Origin of the sequence: Romboutsia maritimum, from assembly GCF_002251085.2 — a bacterium.
Classification (GTDB): Bacteria; Bacillota; Clostridia; order Peptostreptococcales; family Peptostreptococcaceae; genus Romboutsia_B; species Romboutsia_B maritimum.
On record NZ_NOJZ02000001.1, the window covers coordinates 186,568 to 207,179 of the forward strand.

A 20,612-nucleotide genomic window follows, 5' to 3' on the forward strand; every position below is an offset into this window, starting at 1 on the left:
CCTATCCTTTTAATATTATATTAGTTATATCATTATTTACTTTTGTTTTATTGTAATCATTTATCATATCTTGAAGAGTAATAGAATTTATAACATCTTCTATACCCTTTTTCATTTTTTCCCAAACTATTTTTGTTACACATACATTTGAATTTTCACAAACATCTTCATCTAATACACAATCAGACAAAGAAACTGGTCCTTCTAGCACTACAAGTATATCACCTACACTTATATCTTTTGCTTCTTTAGCTAATAGATATCCACCTTGAGCACCCCTTACACTTTTAACCAATCCTGATTTTTTTAAAGCCGAAAAAATTTGCTCTAAATATTGATCTGATATATTTTGTTTTTTGGCTATTACTTTTAAGGGTACTGGACCTTTATTCTGATTTAGTGACAATTCAAACATAGCTTTAAGTCCATATCTACCTTTAGTCGATAGTTTCATTTTATCACCCTCTACATTGAAATCTAATTCATACTATTTTAGTAGGAATTATCTTCAAGAATTATTGTATTATACCCTAGTAATTTTGTCAACATTAAATTCATACTATTTTTGTCAGGATTAAATTTATTACTATTTGCACTAAAAAAGCTATAAAAGTTCAATTTAAATTAGAAACTTTCATAGCTTTTTATAATTAAATAATTGATGCTCCTAAAATTCCAGCATCATTTTTATATTTTGCAATTACAATGTCTGCTATGTCTCTATCATTATAAATTACCTTTTCTTTAACTCTTTGAGATAATCCATCTAGTATAATATCTTCTGAATTAGATATCCCTCCTCCTATACAAATAACTTCTGGATCTATAAAATGTATTATGTTTACAATTCCTTTAACAAGATATTCCTTAAATCTATTTATAGCCTCAACTGCAACTCTATCTTTTTCTATATATGCATCAAAAATTATTTTTGCATTAATATCTTCTTTTTTATTATGACATTTGTCTAAAATTAGGCTATCATATCCTTCATCAATTAGTTTCTGTACATATTTTATTATTGCAGTTGCTGAACAAAATGTCTCAAAACATCCATTGTTTCCACATTCACAATCAAAATAATTTGATTCTATAGTCATATGGCCTATCTCAGAATTTCTTCTATATAGACCATCTATAACATTTCCATTTACTATAATAGAACCTCCTATGCCTGTTCCTAATGTAATCATTACTCCTAGATTATATCCTCTCATATTTCCATATTTATACTCTCCTAGTGTCGCTAATGTTCCATCATTTTCTATAGATATACTAGTTGTTGGATATATTTGTTGTAACTTCAACTTCATTTGAGAATTTTTTAATCCTAAATTTAAGCATGTTATAGTTTCATCTTTATTTACAATCCCTGGAATTCCAATTCCTATCCTACTTATACTTTCAATTTTAATATTATTTTTTCTAAGGATACTATCTATTAAAGACTTAATATCTTTTACTAATCCATCTAGATTACCACTTTTAGTTGTTTGTTTACTTTTTTTATAAACAATCTTTTGAGAATCTACTAAACCACATTTTATACTAGTTCCACCTACATCAATTCCTATTGTATACATTTTTCCTCCTATAGCATTTAATTCTTTAGTCTTATGTTTTATAGTGAATTAATTATTAAACTTTTATCTATAATATATACTCCACTTTCCTATTTCTTTAAATCCTAATTTTTTGTATATTCTTCCTGCTGCTTCATTATCATAAAATAAGCATGGTATTTTATGATCTTTTATAATTTCCATACATATTTTTTTTGTACATTTAGTTGCATATCCTTTATTTCTATATTTCGGATGAGTACCTATACCTACTAACATAGCATGCGTATTATTTTCCGATGTACTCTTTGCCATAGCCACAACTTTTCTATCTACTTCTATACAATACCCCCTCCCCGTTTTTAAACTATTTTTAATATTTTCAACTGTAGTATTTTCAAATTCATCTATTGATTCATATAAATTAACTACTTTTCCTATATTTCCAAATTTAACTCTTTTTAATTTTACATTTTTTTCATTTTCTTTTAAAAATTTTTCATTTTCTAATTTACAAAATTTCACTTCTCTTATTTTCCTACATTTCAATTTACTTGCTAATTTTTCTAAACAATCTGTCTTTCCACTTATCTCTGAGTAATCTACATCTTTTAAAAAGTAAAAAAAATCATCTTTGTCATATTTATAATCAGAATAAAATATTAAAAAGCCAAAATATTTAAGCAATATTGCATCTATACTTCCTCTTTTATTTATATCAGCCCAAATACTCAAAAAATAATTATCATATCCATATCTTTCTATATCCCCTATTATAAATAAGTTAAATTCTGGCTCCCTTTTTAAATACTCCATAACTTTAGCATGGTAAGTAGAATCAAGCTTTACAATCATACAACTTCCCCCTGATATGAAACTTAAAATAATATCTTTTTATAGTATATAATAAATTATACTAAATATTAAATTATATGTTATCTGAAAAATAAAAATATGTAGATATTAATTTATATCTACATATTTTTATTTCCTGAAATAATCAATTTTAAATTTTATTTTTACTTTTTTATGCTTTTCCAGTACTGTTCAAATGCTATTTCATTTTTATTTTTACTTGGATTGTAATACTTCTTATCTTTTATAACATCTGGTAGATACTGTTGCTCTATATAGTGATTAGGATAACTATGAGGATATTTATATTCAACTCCTCTTCCTAAATTTTTAGCTCCTGCATAATGTGCATCCTTTAAATGTAGTGGAATATCTCCAACTTCAATGTTATCTAAATCTGCTAAAGCTAAATCTATAGCACAAATCGCTGAATTAGATTTTGGACATTGAGCTAAATATATAGTAGCTTGAGCTAAAGGAATTCTAGCTTCTGGAAACCCTAATTGTAGTGCTGATGATACGCAAGCCTCTGTTATTGTTATTGCTTGTGGAACAGCTAATCCTACATCTTCACTCGCCACACATAATAATCTTCTAGTAATTCCTTGTATATCTTGTGCTTTTACCAATCTAGCTAAGTAATGTATCGAAGCATCTATGTCTGAACCTCTTAAAGACTTATGAAATGCAGATAACGTAGAATATGAATCATCTCCTCCATTATCATAATTTAAAACTTTAACACTTGAAGATTCTATGACATTTTCTAATGTTACATTTACCATATCTTCTCCTATGTCTATTCCCATATTAAATGCTAATTCTAATTTATTTAAAGCAGTTCTCATATCCCCATTACAAGTCTGTGCTATGTATTCTAAGGCTTTATCTTCTACATTGATAGTTTCATAAGCATATAATGTTTTCAACTTATCTTTAGCTCGTTTTAGCCCATTTAATATATCTTCCTTTTCTATATATTTAAATTCAAAAATAGAGCTCCTACTTAAGATAGCTTTATATATAACAAAATAAGGATTGTCTGCTGTACTTGCTATTAATGTAACAAATCCTTCTTCTATAACTTCAAGTAACGACTGTTGTTGTTTTTTATTTAGTGCTTGAATTTCATCTAACATTAAAATTAATCCATTATAAAATAAATCTCTTTTAGTGGCATCTATTACTTCCTTTATTTCCTTAACTCCACAATTAACCGCATTTAATTTTACATACTTCTTTCCTGTAGTATTTGCTATTATATTTGCCAATGTTGTTTTTCCTGTACCTGGTGGTCCATATAAAATCATGTTAGGAATATATTGATTTTCTATAAGTTTATTAAGTACTTTGCCTTTACCTATTATATGAGATTGACCTATCATATCATCAATACTTTGTGGTCTTAATCTATCTGCTAATGGTTGCATATTTCCTCCTTATCTTCTATTTCTAGTCCTAATAATTTTCAATTTATTTAATACAAAAAAGATATCTATGTAAATATAGATATCTTTTTTGTAAAATCTCTCACTGATTATTTAATTATTGATTATTTTTTAACTTTTTAAGTTCGTTTTTAAGCTTATCATTAAGTATTTTTATATGAGTACCTTTCATTCCTAATGATCTTGACTCTATAACTCCAGCACTCTCAAATTTTCTTAATGCATTAACTATAACTGATCTAGTTATACCAACTCTATCAGCTATTTTACTTGCAACAAGTAAACCTTCTCTTCCGTCTAACTCATCAAATATATGCTCAACAGCTTCTAATTCTGAATATGATAATGTTCCAATAGCCATTTGAACTACAGCTTTCTTTCTCATTTCTTCTTCTAACTCATCACCTATAGATCTTAATATTTCCAATCCTACTACTGTAGAACTGTACTCAGCTATAACTAAATCATCATCTGTGAATAGCTCATCATATCTAGAAAGTACTAATGTACCTAATCTTTGTCCACTTCCTAATATAGGAACCATTGTTGTATATTTTTGTAGTCTATCATGTTCAAATGGGAATAATTCAAGTATTCCTTCCCCAGTTAAATTTTCTTTTGTTTCTAAAATTTTAAGAAGGTTTTCAGTGTATTCTACTGGAAACTTCTTTTGCTTAGTTACTTCATCTTCTATTACAGAACTATCTTTAACATCATTAAGATAAAGACCTAACACTTTCCCTTTAGCGCTTAGTACATATGCATTTGCACCTAATACTTCCCCTAATGCTCCGGCTAACAAATCGAAAGAAACGCTGCTACCGCCACTTGTTTGTAACGTCTTATTAATCTTTCTTGTTTTTTGTAATACTTCGCTCGCCACTTATAATCATCTCCTCAAATCAGGCCTTTTAACAAACCTTTATAATCTAAATATCTTTATTTCTAAATAAAAATTATTTTATAGTTATATATTAATTTTATTTGGTGTACTTTTCATGCACTTGAAATCTTATCATAATTTAGAAGGTTTTTCAATACAATTGGCGCGTTTTATTCAATTTTCGCTATTTTCCGTCACTAACATCAGTTTTATTTTCTTTATTTGTACCTTTATTACATTCTTTATTAGAACAAATAACCTTAGTTTCACTCTTAGTTACTTTTTCAACCATATAAGATCCACATTTATCGCAAAGCTCACCTGTAGGCTTGTTCCATGCTACAAAGTCACAGTTTGGATAATTTGAACAACCATAAAAAGCCTTTCCCCTTTTTGACTTTCTAAGTATTATATCTCCATCCTTGCACTTTGGACATTTTACTCCTACTTTATTTACAAGAGGTTTGGTAGTTTTACAATCCGGATAATTTTTACACGCCATAAATTTACCAAATCTTCCATACTTGATAACCATATTAGAACCACAGTTCTCACATATTTCATCTGTCTCTTCATCCATATTGATTTTTTCAATACTTTCCATAGCAACTTCAATAGCTTCTTTAAGTGGTTCGTATACTTCTGACACTACTTCTTTCCACTGAGTATTACCTTCTTCTATATCATCTAGTTTATTTTCCATTTGAGCTGTAAAATCAACATCTATAAACTTTTGGAAATTATTTTCTAATATGTCTGTTACTATCATTCCTAACTCTGTTGGGCATAAACTAGTTCCTTGTTTTTCAACATATTCTCTATTTAATATAGTGGCTATTGTAGGTGCATACGTACTAGGTCTACCAATACCCAATTCTTCTAATGTCTTTACTAAGCTTGCTTCTGTATATCTAGCAGGCGGTTGCGTGAAATGTTGTAATGGTATTATTTCGTCTATTTTAAGTAAATCGCCTTCTTTTATGCTAGGCAATACTTTGTCTTCTCTATCTGTGAAATTATATATTTTTGTATATCCATCAAATTTTAATTTAGACCCTGTTGCCTTAAATATTACATCATTTATTTTGCATTCAACATTTAATATATCAAATACTGAGTCTTCCATTTGACTTGATACAAATCTTCTCCATATTAAATTATATAATTTAAATTGATCTCTACTCAATGAACTCTTTATACTATCTGGCGTCCTATTTACTAAAGTTGGTCTTATAGCCTCATGTGCATCTTGAACCTTTTTAGTACTTTTATTATCTTTTTTATCTGGATTAGCCTTGTAATAATCTTCGCCTAATTCATCTAATATATAATCTTTTGCTTTATACTTAGCTTCATCAGATATTCTCTTTGAATCAGTTCTTATATAAGATATAAGACCTACAGTTCCTTCAGAATCTATATCTATACCTTCATATAATTCTTGAGCTATCATCATAGTTTTTTTAGTGGTAAAAGATAATTTATTAGCTGCTTCTTGTTGTAACATACTAGTAGTAAATGGTTTAGGAGCAGATTTTCTTCTTGTCTTAGATTCTATACTAGTAACATTTATATCCTGTCCTTCTATTTCTTTTAAAATTTCATTTACCATATTTTCATTATCTAGTTCTATTTTCTCATTTTTCTTTCCATAAAACTTTAAAGTTATATCTTTATTTTTTTCTGTTTTTGCATTAATATCTATTGTCCAATATTCCTTTGGATCAAATGCTTTTATTTCTTTTTCTTTGTCACATATTAATTTTGTTGTAACAGACTGTACTCTACCCGCACTAAGTCCTTTTCTAACTTTTTGCCACAATATAGGACTTATTTGATATCCTAATAGTCTATCTAAAACTCTTCTTGCTTGTTGAGCATCTACTATACTTAAATCAATATTTCTTGGATTCTTTATTGCTTTTTTTATTGCATCTTTAGTTATTTCATTGAATTCAATCCTACATGGATCTTCTTCATTTAGCCCTAATATATATGCTAAATGCCAAGATATTGCTTCTCCTTCTCTATCAGGGTCAGTAGCCAGATAAACTTGTTTTGACTTTTTAGCTTCTTTTTTTAACTCTTTTATAACGTCGCCTTTGCCTCTAATATTTATGTACTGAGGCTCAAAATTATGTTCTATATCCACACCTAACTTACTTTTAGGTAAGTCCCTTACATGTCCTACTGATGCTTTTACTGTATAATGACTTTTCCCTAAAAATTTTTCTATGGTTTTAGCTTTTGCAGGCGATTCTACGATGACTAATGTTTTGGCCATAAAACCACACACCCCCACTATCTATCTTATTCATATATTTAAACTATAAGTTTTATTATTTGTTTCTATCACTAAATCATATAACTCTAGTTCATTTAGAATTGTATTTACATATTTTATTTCCATTCCAATATAATCACAAATTTCATCTATTTGCAAGCAACCTTTATGTTTTATTAAATTAATTATCTTAATACAATCCTCGTTTAAACTTATATTAGCATAATTTTTACCAATATTTTTATCCTTAATACTATTTATATTATATTCATCTATAATATCCTCTATATTTTCTACTAACTTTGCTCCTTCTTTTATAATTTTATGGCATCCTTTACTCATATCTGAGTTTATATTTCCAGGTATAGCAAATACGTTTTTGCCTTGATCTAGTGCAAACTCTACAGTAATAAGAGCTCCACTTTTTTTAGCTGCTTCGACTACTATAACTCCTTCACTTATGCCACTTATTATCCTATTTCTATTTGAAAAATTCGAAGGTATAACATATGAATCAACTCCATATTCAGATATTAAGACTCCATCATTTTCTAAAATTTCATTAGATAAATATATATTTTGTTTAGGCAAAGGATTATGAACTGATGATCCTAAGACTGCGATAGTTTTTCCAACTCCATTTAAACAACCTACATGAGAGTATGAATCTATACCTATAGCTAGTCCACTAACTATATTTATTCCCATTTCAGATAATTGATTGCTTATTGTTTTTGCACAACTTATTCCGTATCTAGTTGGCTTTCTAGATCCTACCATAGCTAAATTAAGACCATTATTAATTATGTTGACGTTTCCTTTATAATATAAAATACTCGGTGCATCATATATATTTTTTAAATTATTTGGATATTTTTCATCATGTATACAAATATAATTAATATTCTCTTTATGTAATTTTTCTTTTATATTGTCTAAATACGAATGACTTTTATATTTTACTATATTTTGTTTGATATTTAAATTTATATTTTTTAAATGATATATTTCTTTATCCGAAAAGTCAAATAATTTTTTTATATTTCCTACTTCATTTTCTATTTTTTGTATAGTTTTATTACTTATTCCTCTTATTGATTTTAACCATAAATATACATCTTTTAATTCCATAAACTACCTCTTATTTAAAATGGGTATAAAATGCTTTTCTAAACGAAAAAGCTTCCATTATATGATTTTTATCTATATTTTCACATTCTTCCAAATCTGCTATTGTCCTAGCCATTTTTAATAATTTAGTATAACTTCTATTACTTAATTTATACTTATTGAATATTAATTTCGTTGTCACTAAAGCTTCATTATCTAAACTACAATACTTAAATATATCTGATGATCCCATTTCATTATTAGTTTTTATTTTTGTGTTTTTAAATCTATTTAATTGTATGTCTCTAGCTTTTTCTATTCTTTTTTTAATATCACTAGATTTTTCTATTTTTTTATTATAATTTAAATCATCATAGGAAACTTGATTTACTTCTACAAAAATATCAAATCTATCTAATAAAGGTCCTGATATTTTATTAATATATCTATTTATCTCGTAAGTTCGACATTTACACTCTATATTTGACATATAATATCCACATGGACATGGATTCATAGATGCTACTAATAATACATTGCACGGGTATTGAACGTTGTATTTTATCCTAGATATATTTATATATTTATCTTCTATTGGTTGCCTTAATGTTTCCAATATCTTTCTGTCAAACTCTGCTATTTCATCTAAAAACAATACTCCTCTATGAGCTAAAACTACTTCTCCTGGCTTTGCGTCAAATCCACCTCCAATTAAAGATTGTTTTGTTGTTGTATGATGAGGTGATCTAAATGGCCTTTTATTAATTATTCCTATATTTTTGTCAATTAGGCCTGATGCACTGTATATTTTGCTAACTTCTATCATTTCTTTTTTATCCATATCAGGCAAAATCGTTCTTATTCGCTTAGCTATCATTGTTTTACCTGAACCTGGAGGGCCAATCATAAGTATATTATGATTTCCTGCAGCCGCTACTTCTACACTTCTTTTTATAAAGTAATTACCTTTTACGTCAGAGAAATCTTCATCATAAATCTTATTTTCTTCTATTTCTTCAACTTTATATAAACTACTATCTTTTGTTTTATCTACAATTAATTTGTCATTTAATAACATTATACATTCATTTAAACTTTTAACTGGTAATATATCTATTCCATCTATAAAAGAACTTTCTACTAAATTGTCAAATGGTAAAAATATTCTTTTTATTCCTTGTTCTTTAGCACCTATTAATATAGGTAAAATTCCTCTAACCTTCCGTATGCTTCCATCTAAAGATAATTCACCCACAAACATACTCTCATTTAAGTATTCATCCTTTTTATTTATATATTGTCTAAGTAGACCTATACTTATAGACAAATCCAAAAATGAACCTTCTTTTTTCATATCCGCTGGAGATAAATTTACAACTATCCTTGAATTTGGGAATTTATATCCACTATTTATTATTGCCGATTTCACTCGTTCTCTTGCTTCTTTCACTTCTGTACTAGCTAGTCCTACTATATTAAAGCAAGGTATTCCATTAGTAACATCAACTTCTACTGTAATTAAAAAACTTTCTATACCTATTAAATTACTCGAGTTAATTATACTTAGCATTTATTACTCCTCTCTAAAAAGCATTAACTATATGATTTAATTTATTTTCATTAAGATAAATTTCAATCACATCAAATCTTATCGGTATATTATATAAGCTGTTTTTCAATATATAGTATCTTGCTACTTTTGTTATTTTTTGTCTTTTTCTATAATTTACAGCTTCAGATGGATACCCAAACCTAACATTGCTTCTAGCTTTAACTTCTATAAAAACTAACTCGTTGTTTATGTTTGCTATTATATCCACTTCACCGATTTTTGTTCTATAATTTTGTTCTATTATTTTAACTCCCATATCTGATAAATATTTGGATGCTATACTTTCCCCTAAATCCCCTTTATCTTTATTATTCATTTTTATTCTCCTAAAATTAAACTTCTTCTAGTAATTATTGTCATAGCTGTATTTAAGTATACAAATTTTACAATATTGTAATTGAAAAGTTTTACATTTAAATATAAGATATGTATATAAAGGAGGGTATTAAATGTCTAGATCTAAAAAACTAAAAAGAAGTAAAAAGAAAAAACTTATTTCATTATTAATCATCTTATCTATACTATTTTTACTAATCACATGCTTAATATTTGGTTTTTATTATGGACTTAAAGGGCTTAGAAATAATGTGTCAAAACTTCCCTCTAATGAAAAAGATAAAATTTCTGAAGATTTAAATACAAATGAGGTTAATACTATTACTTTAACAGCCGTTGGCGATATTATGGTACATATGCCTCAACTCACAGCTCAATATGATTCATCTACAAATTCATATTGTTTTGACAATAATTTTCAACATGTTAAGAATTATGTGAAAAATTCTGATTTTTCTATAGCGAATTTAGAAACCACTTTAGCTGGTTCAAGTATTGGATATAGTTCTTATCCTGTTTTTAATTCACCTGATTCTTTATCTACTGCATTAAATAACTGTGGATTTAATATTTTATCTACTATAAATAATCACTCTTTAGATAAAGGTGATTTAGGTTTAGAAAGGACTTTAAAGATATTAAAACAAGATGGGTTTGATGTTGTTGGAACAAAAAATTCATCTTATGAAAAAAACTTTATAATAAAGAAAAAACACGGAATATCATTAGGAATAACTTCATTTTCTTATGCAGAAATAAAAAATTCTATTAAATATGTAAATGGATTACCTGCTTCAAGCGATACTTCTGATAAAATTAACGTGTTTGATGTACATAATGTAGATAATGCTTTTAATTCTATTTCTAAAACATTATCAGAAATGAATAATCCCGATATTAAGATTGTTATTTTGCATTGGGGAAATGAATATCAAAGAGTTCCTAGTTCATTCCAAACTAGCCTAGCTCAAAAACTATGTGATGTAGGTGTAGATATTATAATTGGTTCTCACCCTCATGTTGTTCAACCTGTTGATATAATAACATCATCTGATAATAAAAAAGAAACCCTAGTAATATATTCCTTAGGAAACTTTTTATCAAATCAGAGAAGAGAGTTAATGGGAACGCCTTACACTGAAGACGGTTTATTAGTAAACATCAATATAACTAAAAAATCTAAATATGATACTGCAAGAATTTCTAAAGTTGAATGTATACCAACTTGGTTAAATAAATATTATACAGACTCAAAATCTGTTTATGAAATAATTCCTATTTCAAATAAAGAAGAATTATCTAATATTAAAAACTTACCTTATAATAAATTAAAAAAATCATTTGAAAATACAACTTCTCTAATAAAACATTCTGATTTAATCAGTTATCCTAAAAACTTATTTTAACAAAAAAGTAATAGCATTTTTTTAATGCTATTACTTTTTATATAATTATTTATAAACAACACTATCTAAATATAACTTTGTCATTTATGTCTTTAATTGTTTGACAACCTGTTAATATCATAGTTTCATTTAATTCTGATTTAAGCTTATTTACATAAGCCTCTACACCTTCACACCCTCCACCAAAGGATGCACTTACAAAAGGTCTTCCTATAAGAACAGCATCTGCTCCAAGGCCTATCATCTTTAAAACATCTATTCCAGTTCTAACTCCTCCATCTGCAAGTATAGTAACTTTACCCTTTACAGCTCGTGATATACTTGGCAACACATCACAAACTCCCGGTGTACAATCAAGAACTCTTCCTCCGTGATTTGATACCACTATTGCATCTACTCCTGCTTTTACTGCCATTAGTGCATCTTGTACAGTCATTATTCCTTTTAATATAAATGGTAACTTTGTAGATGCTTTTAATTCTTTTATTTGTTCAACATCTTTAGGTCTTACAGTTTTTCCATGCATTGATAAAGTAACTAGTCCACAAGCATCTATATCAACTCCAACTGCAAATGCCCCTGACTCTTCTGCTAATTTTATTTTTCTTTTTATATCTTCATTTTCCCAAGGCTTTATAAATACTATGCCTTTTCCGTTATTTTCTTTAAGTACAACTAAATTTTCTATTAAAAATTCATCTACAGCAGTATCTCCTACCATTGGATAAATTCCACTATTTATACATCCTTTTATAACACCTGTTATATATTCTTTTTCAGTTAACATTCCACCCATATTTAAAGTTGTTCCAGTTACTGGTGCTGCAAATATAGGTACATCCATTTTTTTACCAAATAAATTTATAGATGTATCTGGGTTAGAAACATTATGTATTACTCTCATATTTATTTTTACTTTATCTAAACTTTTATTATTTTCTAAAAAGGAAGATCCACTTCCCTTTCCTCCCATTCCAGGAACTTCTCCTGCGCAAGCAATTCCATTGCATACTTTACATACTTTACAACTACCATTTAAATTTTCTCTGGCTTTTTTTATTACTTCTTTATAATCCATGAAATGCCCCCTATTAATTCCATCTATTATTAATAAACAATATACCTTTATTATAGCACATTCTTTAAAAAACTCTTTCTATGTATTGGTGTTATTCCATGCTTTTCAATAGCCTCATAATGTTCTTTTGTTCCATATCCTTTATGTGATTTAAATCCATATTCTGGATATACTTCATCATAATGATACATGATACTATCTCTTGTTACTTTAGCTAGTATACTAGCCGCTGCTATTGATATAGATTTTGAATCTCCCTTAATTATAGGTTTTTGATCTATGTCTATACCTGGAATTGTAGCTGCATCTATTAATAAATAATCCGGAGTATTTTTTAAACAATTTACAGCTTTCTTCATTGCCATATAAGTAGCATTTAGTATATTAAATTCATCTATTTCTTCATTATTAACAATCCCTATTCCATAATCAAGTGCTTGATCTTTAATTACTTCAAATAATTCATCTCTTTTAGATTCACTTAACTTTTTAGAATCATTTACACCTTCTATCTTTGTTCCCTTTTTAAAAACGACCACACTCGCAACAACTGGTCCTGCTAAAGGACCTCTTCCTGCCTCATCTATTCCACCTATATATAAATACCCTTTTTCATATCCCTCATTTTCAAATGTGTTGATTATTTCTAATCGTTCTTCTTCTCTTCTAATATTATCTAATTTCTTAGCAAGTTTTGTTGCTAAATTTTTAACTGATTTTCTTTCATCATCTTTTAAAATATCTATATATGATAAATATTGATTAACTTCTAAACTTTCTATAATTTCTTTAATTTCTTTTACACTTTTATCCTTCATTAATTTCTCCTCATTTTTCTCTAATTTATTATTAATTTTTACATATTCATATTTTATTCTTATTTCCACCGTAAATCAACTTGATATTATCTCAACCTACTACTGATATAATCATTTCCCTAAATTAATTTTATAATCAATTGATTATTTACATTTTTATCAACTTCAAATCATTCATATATGGCTTTTAAACCATTTCTAAGAGTATCTTTATCTTAAACAACATGAATACACCTTATTCTCTATTTATTCTTTTAAAGCTTACTTTTAAGCCTAATTTTTATCATCTAATTTTATAATGAAATAAATAGTTATATAAACAAAAAAAATCGTTGATATCTATTTATATCAACGATTTGTGTATTTTATATATTAACCTACTTTATCAATTTTGCCTGAATCAACTTTATCACTATAAGGTATAAAACTTCCTATAATTCCTGCAATAATTACTGGTAATACCCAGTTGAATCCTAACGGTGCAAATGGAAGTTTATCAATTAATGGTATATTAACTTGTAAAGAATCTATTACTGTTAATACACTTATAAATAAAGCCATGTATGCAGAGCATTTAAATATATTATCATTTTTTATTTTATCTCCAAATAAAGTAAGCATTACTAATGAAATAGTTGCTGGATATATTATACTTAAAATTGGAGCCGAGAATTTTATTATTGTGCTTACTCCAAAGTTAGATACTATAGCACTAAATATACAAACTCCTATAACTATAGTTTCATACTTTAATTTTCCATTTGTAATTTTAGTAAAATATTGACCTGTTGCTGATACTAGTCCTATAGCTGTTGTTAAACATGCTAATCCAACTATTAAAGCTATTATAATCTTACCTGGCTGACCAAGTAATGAACTTGTTATATTAACTATCAATGATGTTTGAATCACATCTTTTCCATATATTTGAGATACAGTTGCTCCAAGATAAGCAAGTCCTCCATAAACTAAACATAAACCTATCGCTGCAACAAAACCTGATTGTAATGTTAATTTTATCTTTTCCTTTTCATCTGTATATCCTTTATTCGTCAATGAAGTTATTACAACTGTAGACAACGCTACAGCTGCTAATGCATCCATAGTCTGATATCCTTGAGCAACACCTTCCCCAAATACATTGTCTATCATAGCATCTGGATTTATACTTCCTAAAGGAGTCATTATTCCTTTAATAATCAATATAGCAAGTGCTATTAGTAATCCTGGAGTTAAAAATTCACCTATTATGTCGACTACTTTTGATGGTTTTATTGTTAACACTAATGTTAGTATAAAAAATATAATCGAGAATAATACCGGGTTAAATCCATTAAACAAAGGTGCAATTCCCATCTCGAAAGTTGTCGCAGCAGTTCTAGGTATTGCTAAAAGAGGTCCTAAACATATCATTATGGCACATCCTAAAACTACAGATAATTTATTTCCAGCTCTTCCAAGTACTTTACTTATTTCTCCTCCACATTTAGCTGCTGCTAATATTGCCAATAATGCTAAACCAACATCAGCTAAAACAAATCCGCTAAATCCGGTTATCCAATGAGAACCTGATATTAAGCCAAGGAATGGTGGAAATATCAAATTTCCTGCTCCAAAAAACATAGCAAATAGAGCGAATCCTACCACTACTATATCCTTATTTTTCTTTACCATTTTAAAGCCCCCCTTAAATTCATTACAATTTAAATATTTTGAATTAATTATACATTCTGGAAATCTAATTGTCAACAATATTTAAAATATACAGAATGTTTCAAATATTCATTTTGTTTAAATTATCTTTAAATTTATAGTTATATTACTTAATTTTATTTTGACCAATAGTATTTTTTTTATATAATATTTTTAATTTTATTTTTTATATTTTACTTATAAACAATTTCTTAAATAAAAAAATTGCCCCAAATCTTGTTTTGGAACAATTCTTTTAAACACACAATAATATGATAATTTAAATAAAAAATTAATGTATATTTTAAAATTAATTTTTTATATCTTCTGGCATTTCTAATGTTATCTTACCTATCTTACCTTCTCTAAATTCATTTAAAACTGTAAGAGCTATACGAGTATAATCTAATTCTTTTCTTCCCATTATAAACCCTCTTTTATATCCTATCATATCCATAGTTTCTATAGGAGTATCACCTAGTTCTTCTAGCTTATATCTCTCTTTTAACTTTTCAGGCTCAATTATCATTAATTTTTCTATTAATCTTAATGCTAAAGTTTCTATATCTAAAACTTCATCTTTTATCGCTCTACTAAAAGCTAAGTTTAAAGCTACTTCTTGGTCTTCAAATTTAGGCCAAAGTATACCTGGAGTATCTAATAATTCTAAATTTCCTTTTAATCTTACCCATTGCTTTCCTTTTGTTACTCCTGGCTTATCTCCTGTAACAGTACTTTTTCTTCCTGTTAACTTGTTTATTAGAGAAGATTTACCTACATTAGGAACTCCAACTATCATTATTCTTATAGGTCTTTCTTTTCTTCCCTTTTCTATTAAAGCATCCATTTTTTCTTTTGTTTCAGCTTTACATTCTTCTACTATTTTATTTAAGCCAACACCTTTTACAGTATCAACAGGAATAGCTTTTATTCCTCTTTGCTTATAATAACTTATCCATTTATTTAACTTATCTCTATCCGCTAAATCACTTTTATTTAATATAACGACCCTTGGTTTATTACCTGCAAGTCTATCTATATCTGGATTTTTACTACTAAAAGGTATTCTTGCATCTAAAAGTTCTACGACTACATCTACTAATTTTAAGTTATTTCTAACTAATTCTTTAGTTTTCTTCATATGCCCTGGATACCAGTTTATATGTAGGTTATCATCCATAAGATACTCATCGTAATCGCTTCTCATCTTATCTCCTCTTGCCATATATATCACTCCTTAATCTATATCTATATATTCTTTTATTCTACTATTTTAACTTATCCATTATACCACAATATCTACGAAATAATTTCAATTATAAAGTTGATAATTTGTATATTTATATTAAATCATTTAATAAATCATTAATTTTAGTAGTATAAAAAATCTCATTCTATATCTAATTTTAATATTATATAATTTATAAATTCCTTTAATAAAAAAAGAACTGAGAATTCTCAGTTCTTTTATTATAGTAAAGTTATAATAACTATCTAGCAACTCTAGCTTCTTTTATCTTAGCAGCTTTACCAACTCTACCTCTTAAGTAACCTAATTTAGCTCTTCTTACTTTACCTTTTCTAGTTACTTCTATCTTATCTATTCTTGGAGAATGAACTGGGAAAGTTCTTTCTACTCCTACGTTGAAAGATATTTTTCTTACAGTGAAAGTTTCTCTAGCTCCTCCACCTTGTCTCTTTAATACTACACCTTCGAATACTTGTATTCTTTCTCTTTTACCTTCAACTATTCTAACGTGTACTTTAACTGTGTCCCCAGGTCCAAAGTTAGGAACATCGCTTTTTAATTGTGCTTGTTCTAATGATCTTAATAATTCGTTCATCTTTCTTCCTCCTAATATCATAGACGTTCTTAATTACTGACCACTGTAAACAGAGGAACGCCCGTAGTTTCGACATTTTATATTATATAATACTTTTGTATTATTTACAAGCCTTTTTATATAAATCTGGTCGTCTTTCTTTAGTTACTTTTAATGATTCTTCTTTTCGCCACTCTTCTATTTTTTTATGGTTTCCTGATAATAAAACCTCTGGAACTTCTAAATTCATAAATTCCCTTGGTCTTGTGTAGTGTGGGTATTCTAATAAATTATCTTTAAATGATTCTTCTTCAAATGATTCATTTTGATTTAATACTCCTGGTATTAGCCTAGAAATAGAATCTATTAAAATAAGTGCTGGTAGTTCTCCACCTGTTAAAACATAATCTCCTATAGATATTTCATCTGTTACTATTAAATCTATAATTCTTTGGTCTATACCTTCATAATGTCCACATAACAGAATTATATCTTCTTCTTTTGACATAGATGTAGCAATTTCTTGGTTATGAACCTCACCTTTAGGAGTTAGATAAATCACTCTTGAATTTTTTATATTATGAGTTTCTATTATATGCTTATATGTATCGTATATAGGTTGTGGAGTCATTAACATACCCGCTCCTCCACCAAATGGATAATCATCAACTTTTTTATGCTTATTATTAGAAAATTCTCGTATATTATATACAAATACTTCTATTGTTTCTTTTTCTACTGCCCTTTTCATTATACTTTCATTCATGTATGAATGAAATATTTCTGGGAAAAGAGTCATTATATGAAATCTCATTTTATCACCTAATCTAACATTCCCTTAATAGGGTCTATAATCATTTTTCTTTCATCCATATTTATAGTTGGGACAAACTTCATTATTGCAGGAATTAAATATTCGTTTTCTTCTCCTTTTACTACATAAACATCATTTGCAGCATATTGAAGCACTTCTTTTAATACTCCTACTTTTGTACCATCTAATGTAAACACATCTATGCCTATCATATCCGCAATGAAATATTCTCCAGATTCAAGATCTCTACTTTCTTCTCTAGATACATACATAAATTTATTCTTTAACTTTTCAGCCATCTCTACAGTATCTATATCTTTTATTTTCATTATTATCATGTTGCCTTTGTATCTAACTTTTTCTACATCCCAAAGAGTTTCTAAATCTTTTCCTAAATAAAAAGATTCCAATTCATCAAATCTGTATATATCATCAGTAAAAGGATAAACTCTCACTTCTCCTTTTAATCCTTGTGTATTAACTATTTGACCTATTTTAAAATGAGTTATTTTTTCTTTCATAGTCCCACCTTCTCTTTTGATTCATTGATTATTTTCATTTTGTCAAAGTTATCTGTATTATATACAAAAAGGATTAGGTATATACCTAATCCTTTTATACTATCTCAAGAGAAACTTTAACTTTTTCTCTATTTGCAGCAGATTTTATGACAGTTCTTATAGCTTTAGCTATTCTGCCCTGCTTACCGATAACCTTACCCATGTCGTCTGGAGAAACTGTAAGTTTTAAGATTATTTCATCTTTTTCTTTAGTTTCTACCACTACTACTTCGTCAGGATTATCAACTAGAGCTTTAGCTATATCTAACACTAGCTCTTTCATATATTCCATCTCCTAATGAAAACTATTTAGCTTGCTTAGAAGCTTCGAATTTTTCCATTACTCCGTTGTTAGCTAATAAAGTTTTAACAGTATCAGTTGGTTGAGCTCCATTTGATAACCACTTTACAGCTTTCTCATCGTTTATTTTAACTTGCTTTGGTTGAGAAATTGGGTTGTAGTATCCTATTTCTTCTATGAATTTTCCATCTCTTGGAGATCTAGAATCCGCAACTACTATTCTGTAGAAAGGTTTTTTGTTTGATCCCATTCTTTTTAATCTTATTTTAACTGCCATTACAGTCACCTCCGAAAATTTTTGTCTATTTTATTTATTTAAAGAAAGGAAGTCCGGCAAAACCGCCCCTTTTCTTCATACTTTTTTGTGAACCTGTAAACATCTTCATCATTTTTTTCATTTCATTAAACTGCTTTATCAATCTGTTTACATCTTGAACACTTGTTCCACTACCTTTAGCTATTCTTTTTTTTCTAGAAGCATTAAGTAGCGCTGGATCTCTTCTTTCATCTGCAGTCATTGATTGTATGATAGCTTTCGTTCTATTCATTTCTTTTCCATTTAAGTCTACGTCACCAAGCTGATCTTTCAAGCTTCCCATTCCTGGTATCATACCCATTATCTTGTCAAGAGGACCCATGTTTTGTATCTGTTCCATTTGAGTTAAGAAATCTTCGAAATCAAGGTCTTGTTTCTTGATTTTTTGTTCTAATTCCTTAGCTTTTTCTAAGTCCATATTTTCTTGAGCTTTTTCTATTAGGCTTAGGATATCTCCCATTCCTAATATTCTAGATGCCATTCTATCTGGATAAAATGGTTCTAAATCATCTAGTTTTTCACCCATACCTATAAACTTAATTGGTTTTTGTGTAACAGCTCTAATTGAAAGTGCTGCCCCACCTCTTGTATCACCATCTAATTTAGTTAATACAACTCCATCTACTCCAAGTGCTTCATTAAAGCTTTCTGCTACATTTACAGCATCTTGTCCTGTCATAGAATCCACAACTAAAAGTATTTCATGCGGTTTAACTTCAGATTTTATGGATTTTAATTCATCCATTAAAACCTCATCTACATGAAGTCTACCCGCTGTATCTATAATAACTAAGTCATTATTATTTTTAATTGCATGACTTAATCCTGCTTTCGCTATATTTACTGGACTTTCTTTATCGCCCATATTAAACACTGGTATATCCAGCTTTTCACCAACAACTTGTAATTGCTTAATTGCTGCTGGTCTATAAACGTCACAAGCCACTAATAAAGGTCTTTTACCTTGTTTTTTAAAATATCCTCCAAGCTTTCCTGATGTAGTAGTCTTACCTGCACCTTGAAGACCAACCATCATTATAACTGTCGGTGGTTTAGAAGATATCATAACTTTACTTTGTACATCACCCATTAAGCTTGTAAGTTCTTCGTTAACAATCTTTATAACATGTTGAGCAGGAGTTAGACTTTCCATAACTTCTTGTCCAACACATCTTTCCTGAACCTTTTTTACAAAGTCTTTTACTACTTTAAAGTTAACATCTGCTTCAAGAAGAGCAAGTTTAACTTCTCTCATAGCATCTTTTACGTCTTTTTCAGTAAGTTTTCCTTTAGACTTTAACTTTCCAAGAGCTCCTTGTAGCTTATCAGCTAATCCTTCAAATATCATTTTAACATCTCCCTACATACATCTTCTATATTTTCTAGCTTAGGGATTAAATTAGCACAATCTCTATTTTGCAACAAATCTTGTTTAATGTCAACAATTTTATCTTGTATAAATTTGATGAATTTTTCTTGTTCTTGAATTTTAGATACTAGGTTCAACTTTTCTTCATAGTCTCTTAATATCTTTTCTGAACGCTTTAACGTATCATAAACACCTTGTCTTGATACATTTAAATTTTCACTAATTTCACCTAGAGAATAATCTTCTTCATAATATAAGGTTACTATTTCTCTTTGCTTGTCAGTCAACAATTCTTTATACTGCTCAAACAATAACCCAATCTCAACCATTTTTTCTATATTCATC

At 28.1% G+C, this 20,612-nt stretch carries 21 protein-coding genes; 1 reads left to right on the top strand and 20 read right to left on the bottom strand.

The window, feature by feature from the left end; genetic code table 11:
• Nucleotide 1: 1 nt before the first annotated feature.
• From CHF27_RS00890 to CHF27_RS00930, 9 genes are all read right to left on the bottom strand, one after another.
• Nucleotides 2-454, bottom strand: coding sequence for an RrF2 family transcriptional regulator (locus CHF27_RS00890; RefSeq protein ID WP_095404855.1), 453 nt, complete (start codon nt 452-454; stop codon nt 2-4).
• A gap of 196 nt (nt 455-650) precedes the next feature.
• A complete protein-coding gene (locus tag CHF27_RS00895; RefSeq protein WP_095404854.1) occupies nt 651-1,583 on the bottom strand; it encodes an ROK family protein in 933 nt (310 codons plus the stop codon).
• Nucleotides 1,584-1,646: 63 nt separating this feature from the next.
• Nucleotides 1,647-2,417 carry a GNAT family N-acetyltransferase gene (locus CHF27_RS00900; RefSeq protein WP_095404853.1) on the bottom strand — a complete coding sequence of 257 codons (771 nt, stop codon included), beginning with the start codon at nt 2,415-2,417 and terminating at the stop codon, nt 1,647-1,649.
• Between the two features lie 164 nt (nt 2,418-2,581).
• Complete coding sequence (locus tag CHF27_RS00905) at nt 2,582-3,847, bottom strand: replication-associated recombination protein A (RefSeq protein WP_095404852.1); 1,266 nt, start codon at nt 3,845-3,847, stop codon at nt 2,582-2,584.
• A 115-nt stretch (nt 3,848-3,962) separates the two neighbouring features.
• A complete protein-coding gene (gene codY / locus CHF27_RS00910) occupies nt 3,963-4,748 on the bottom strand; it encodes a GTP-sensing pleiotropic transcriptional regulator CodY (protein WP_095404851.1) in 786 nt (261 codons plus the stop codon).
• A gap of 184 nt (nt 4,749-4,932) precedes the next feature.
• Nucleotides 4,933-7,032 (bottom strand): type I DNA topoisomerase, encoded by a 2,100-nt coding sequence (gene topA / locus CHF27_RS00915; RefSeq protein ID WP_095404850.1) that lies wholly within the window; start codon nt 7,030-7,032, stop codon nt 4,933-4,935.
• 30 nt (nt 7,033-7,062) lie between these two features.
• Nucleotides 7,063-8,163 carry a DNA-processing protein DprA gene (dprA, locus tag CHF27_RS00920; protein ID WP_095404849.1) on the bottom strand — a complete coding sequence of 367 codons (1,101 nt, stop codon included), beginning with the start codon at nt 8,161-8,163 and terminating at the stop codon, nt 7,063-7,065.
• A 10-nt stretch (nt 8,164-8,173) separates the two neighbouring features.
• Entirely contained in the window at nt 8,174-9,712 is a 1,539-nt protein-coding gene (locus CHF27_RS00925) for a YifB family Mg chelatase-like AAA ATPase (protein ID WP_095404848.1), read from the bottom strand.
• Nucleotides 9,713-9,725: 13 nt separating this feature from the next.
• Nucleotides 9,726-10,070, bottom strand: a complete 345-nt coding sequence (locus tag CHF27_RS00930; RefSeq protein WP_095404847.1) for a YraN family protein — start codon at nt 10,068-10,070, stop codon at nt 9,726-9,728.
• A gap of 133 nt (nt 10,071-10,203) precedes the next feature.
• Between CHF27_RS00930 and CHF27_RS00935 the strand changes: the two genes are divergently transcribed.
• Nucleotides 10,204-11,496, top strand: coding sequence for a CapA family protein (locus CHF27_RS00935; RefSeq protein ID WP_095404846.1), 1,293 nt, complete (start codon nt 10,204-10,206; stop codon nt 11,494-11,496).
• A 61-nt stretch (nt 11,497-11,557) separates the two neighbouring features.
• On the opposite strand, the gene CHF27_RS00940 is transcribed toward CHF27_RS00935, so the two are convergent.
• The 11 genes from CHF27_RS00940 to ylxM all read right to left on the bottom strand — a co-directional run bounded on the left by CHF27_RS00940 (nt 11,558) and on the right by ylxM (nt 20,611).
• Complete coding sequence (locus CHF27_RS00940) at nt 11,558-12,574, bottom strand: alpha-hydroxy-acid oxidizing protein (protein WP_095404845.1); 1,017 nt, start codon at nt 12,572-12,574, stop codon at nt 11,558-11,560.
• 50 nt (nt 12,575-12,624) lie between these two features.
• A complete protein-coding gene (locus tag CHF27_RS00945) occupies nt 12,625-13,392 on the bottom strand; it encodes a ribonuclease HII (RefSeq protein ID WP_095405109.1) in 768 nt (255 codons plus the stop codon).
• 372 nt (nt 13,393-13,764) lie between these two features.
• Nucleotides 13,765-15,066 carry a branched-chain amino acid transport system II carrier protein gene (gene brnQ / locus CHF27_RS00950; RefSeq protein ID WP_095404844.1) on the bottom strand — a complete coding sequence of 434 codons (1,302 nt, stop codon included), beginning with the start codon at nt 15,064-15,066 and terminating at the stop codon, nt 13,765-13,767.
• Between the two features lie 328 nt (nt 15,067-15,394).
• Nucleotides 15,395-16,291 carry a ribosome biogenesis GTPase YlqF gene (gene ylqF / locus CHF27_RS00955; RefSeq protein ID WP_199533591.1) on the bottom strand — a complete coding sequence of 299 codons (897 nt, stop codon included), beginning with the start codon at nt 16,289-16,291 and terminating at the stop codon, nt 15,395-15,397.
• A gap of 283 nt (nt 16,292-16,574) precedes the next feature.
• A complete protein-coding gene (gene rplS, locus CHF27_RS00960) occupies nt 16,575-16,928 on the bottom strand; it encodes a 50S ribosomal protein L19 (RefSeq protein ID WP_095404843.1) in 354 nt (117 codons plus the stop codon).
• A gap of 100 nt (nt 16,929-17,028) precedes the next feature.
• Nucleotides 17,029-17,721, bottom strand: coding sequence for a tRNA (guanosine(37)-N1)-methyltransferase TrmD (trmD, locus tag CHF27_RS00965; RefSeq protein ID WP_095404842.1), 693 nt, complete (start codon nt 17,719-17,721; stop codon nt 17,029-17,031).
• An 8-nt stretch (nt 17,722-17,729) separates the two neighbouring features.
• The gene (rimM, locus tag CHF27_RS00970) at nt 17,730-18,242 is read right to left on the bottom strand and encodes a ribosome maturation factor RimM (RefSeq protein ID WP_095404841.1); all 513 of its coding nucleotides are present in this window, start codon (nt 18,240-18,242) and stop codon (nt 17,730-17,732) included.
• Nucleotides 18,243-18,336: 94 nt separating this feature from the next.
• Entirely contained in the window at nt 18,337-18,564 is a 228-nt protein-coding gene (locus CHF27_RS00975; RefSeq protein ID WP_095404840.1) for a KH domain-containing protein, read from the bottom strand.
• Nucleotides 18,565-18,586: 22 nt separating this feature from the next.
• Entirely contained in the window at nt 18,587-18,859 is a 273-nt protein-coding gene (rpsP, locus tag CHF27_RS00980; protein ID WP_095404839.1) for a 30S ribosomal protein S16, read from the bottom strand.
• A 34-nt stretch (nt 18,860-18,893) separates the two neighbouring features.
• Entirely contained in the window at nt 18,894-20,246 is a 1,353-nt protein-coding gene (gene ffh, locus CHF27_RS00985; RefSeq protein WP_095404838.1) for a signal recognition particle protein, read from the bottom strand.
• Nucleotides 20,243-20,611 carry a YlxM family DNA-binding protein gene (gene ylxM, locus CHF27_RS00990; RefSeq protein WP_095404837.1) on the bottom strand — a complete coding sequence of 123 codons (369 nt, stop codon included), beginning with the start codon at nt 20,609-20,611 and terminating at the stop codon, nt 20,243-20,245. Before ylxM ends, ffh begins: the two co-directional genes overlap by 4 nt.
• Between the last annotated feature and the right edge of the window lies 1 nt (nt 20,612).

Bases quoted from the DNA above. Each gene is read 5' to 3' on its own strand.
- CHF27_RS00975 (WP_095404840.1), bottom strand. From the start codon at position 18,564: ATGAAAGAGCTAGTGTTAGATATAGCTAAAGCTCTAGTTGATAATCCT.
- ffh (WP_095404838.1), bottom strand. From the start codon at position 20,246: ATGATATTTGAAGGATTAGCTGATAAGCTACAAGGAGCTCTTGGAAAG.
- ylxM (WP_095404837.1), bottom strand. From the start codon at position 20,611: ATGAATATAGAAAAAATGGTTGAGATTGGGTTATTGTTTGAGCAGTAT.
- CHF27_RS00925 (WP_095404848.1), bottom strand. From the start codon at position 9,712: ATGCTAAGTATAATTAACTCGAGTAATTTAATAGGTATAGAAAGTTTT.
- brnQ (WP_095404844.1), bottom strand. From the start codon at position 15,066: ATGGTAAAGAAAAATAAGGATATAGTAGTGGTAGGATTCGCTCTATTT.
- CHF27_RS00905 (WP_095404852.1), bottom strand. From the start codon at position 3,847: ATGCAACCATTAGCAGATAGATTAAGACCACAAAGTATTGATGATATG.
- rpsP (WP_095404839.1), bottom strand. From the start codon at position 18,859: ATGGCAGTTAAAATAAGATTAAAAAGAATGGGATCAAACAAAAAACCT.
- CHF27_RS00895 (WP_095404854.1), bottom strand. From the start codon at position 1,583: ATGTATACAATAGGAATTGATGTAGGTGGAACTAGTATAAAATGTGGT.
- rimM (WP_095404841.1), bottom strand. From the start codon at position 18,242: ATGAAAGAAAAAATAACTCATTTTAAAATAGGTCAAATAGTTAATACA.
- topA (WP_095404850.1), bottom strand. From the start codon at position 7,032: ATGGCCAAAACATTAGTCATCGTAGAATCGCCTGCAAAAGCTAAAACC.
- rplS (WP_095404843.1), bottom strand. From the start codon at position 16,928: ATGAACGAATTATTAAGATCATTAGAACAAGCACAATTAAAAAGCGAT.
- trmD (WP_095404842.1), bottom strand. From the start codon at position 17,721: ATGAGATTTCATATAATGACTCTTTTCCCAGAAATATTTCATTCATAC.
- CHF27_RS00900 (WP_095404853.1), bottom strand. From the start codon at position 2,417: ATGATTGTAAAGCTTGATTCTACTTACCATGCTAAAGTTATGGAGTAT.
- CHF27_RS00935 (WP_095404846.1), top strand. From the start codon at position 10,204: ATGTCTAGATCTAAAAAACTAAAAAGAAGTAAAAAGAAAAAACTTATT.
- CHF27_RS00890 (WP_095404855.1), bottom strand. From the start codon at position 454: ATGAAACTATCGACTAAAGGTAGATATGGACTTAAAGCTATGTTTGAA.
- ylqF (WP_199533591.1), bottom strand. From the start codon at position 16,291: ATGAGAAGCGATTACGATGAGTATCTTATGGATGATAACCTACATATA.
- CHF27_RS00945 (WP_095405109.1), bottom strand. From the start codon at position 13,392: ATGAAGGATAAAAGTGTAAAAGAAATTAAAGAAATTATAGAAAGTTTA.
- CHF27_RS00930 (WP_095404847.1), bottom strand. From the start codon at position 10,070: ATGAATAATAAAGATAAAGGGGATTTAGGGGAAAGTATAGCATCCAAA.
- dprA (WP_095404849.1), bottom strand. From the start codon at position 8,163: ATGGAATTAAAAGATGTATATTTATGGTTAAAATCAATAAGAGGAATA.
- CHF27_RS00940 (WP_095404845.1), bottom strand. From the start codon at position 12,574: ATGGATTATAAAGAAGTAATAAAAAAAGCCAGAGAAAATTTAAATGGT.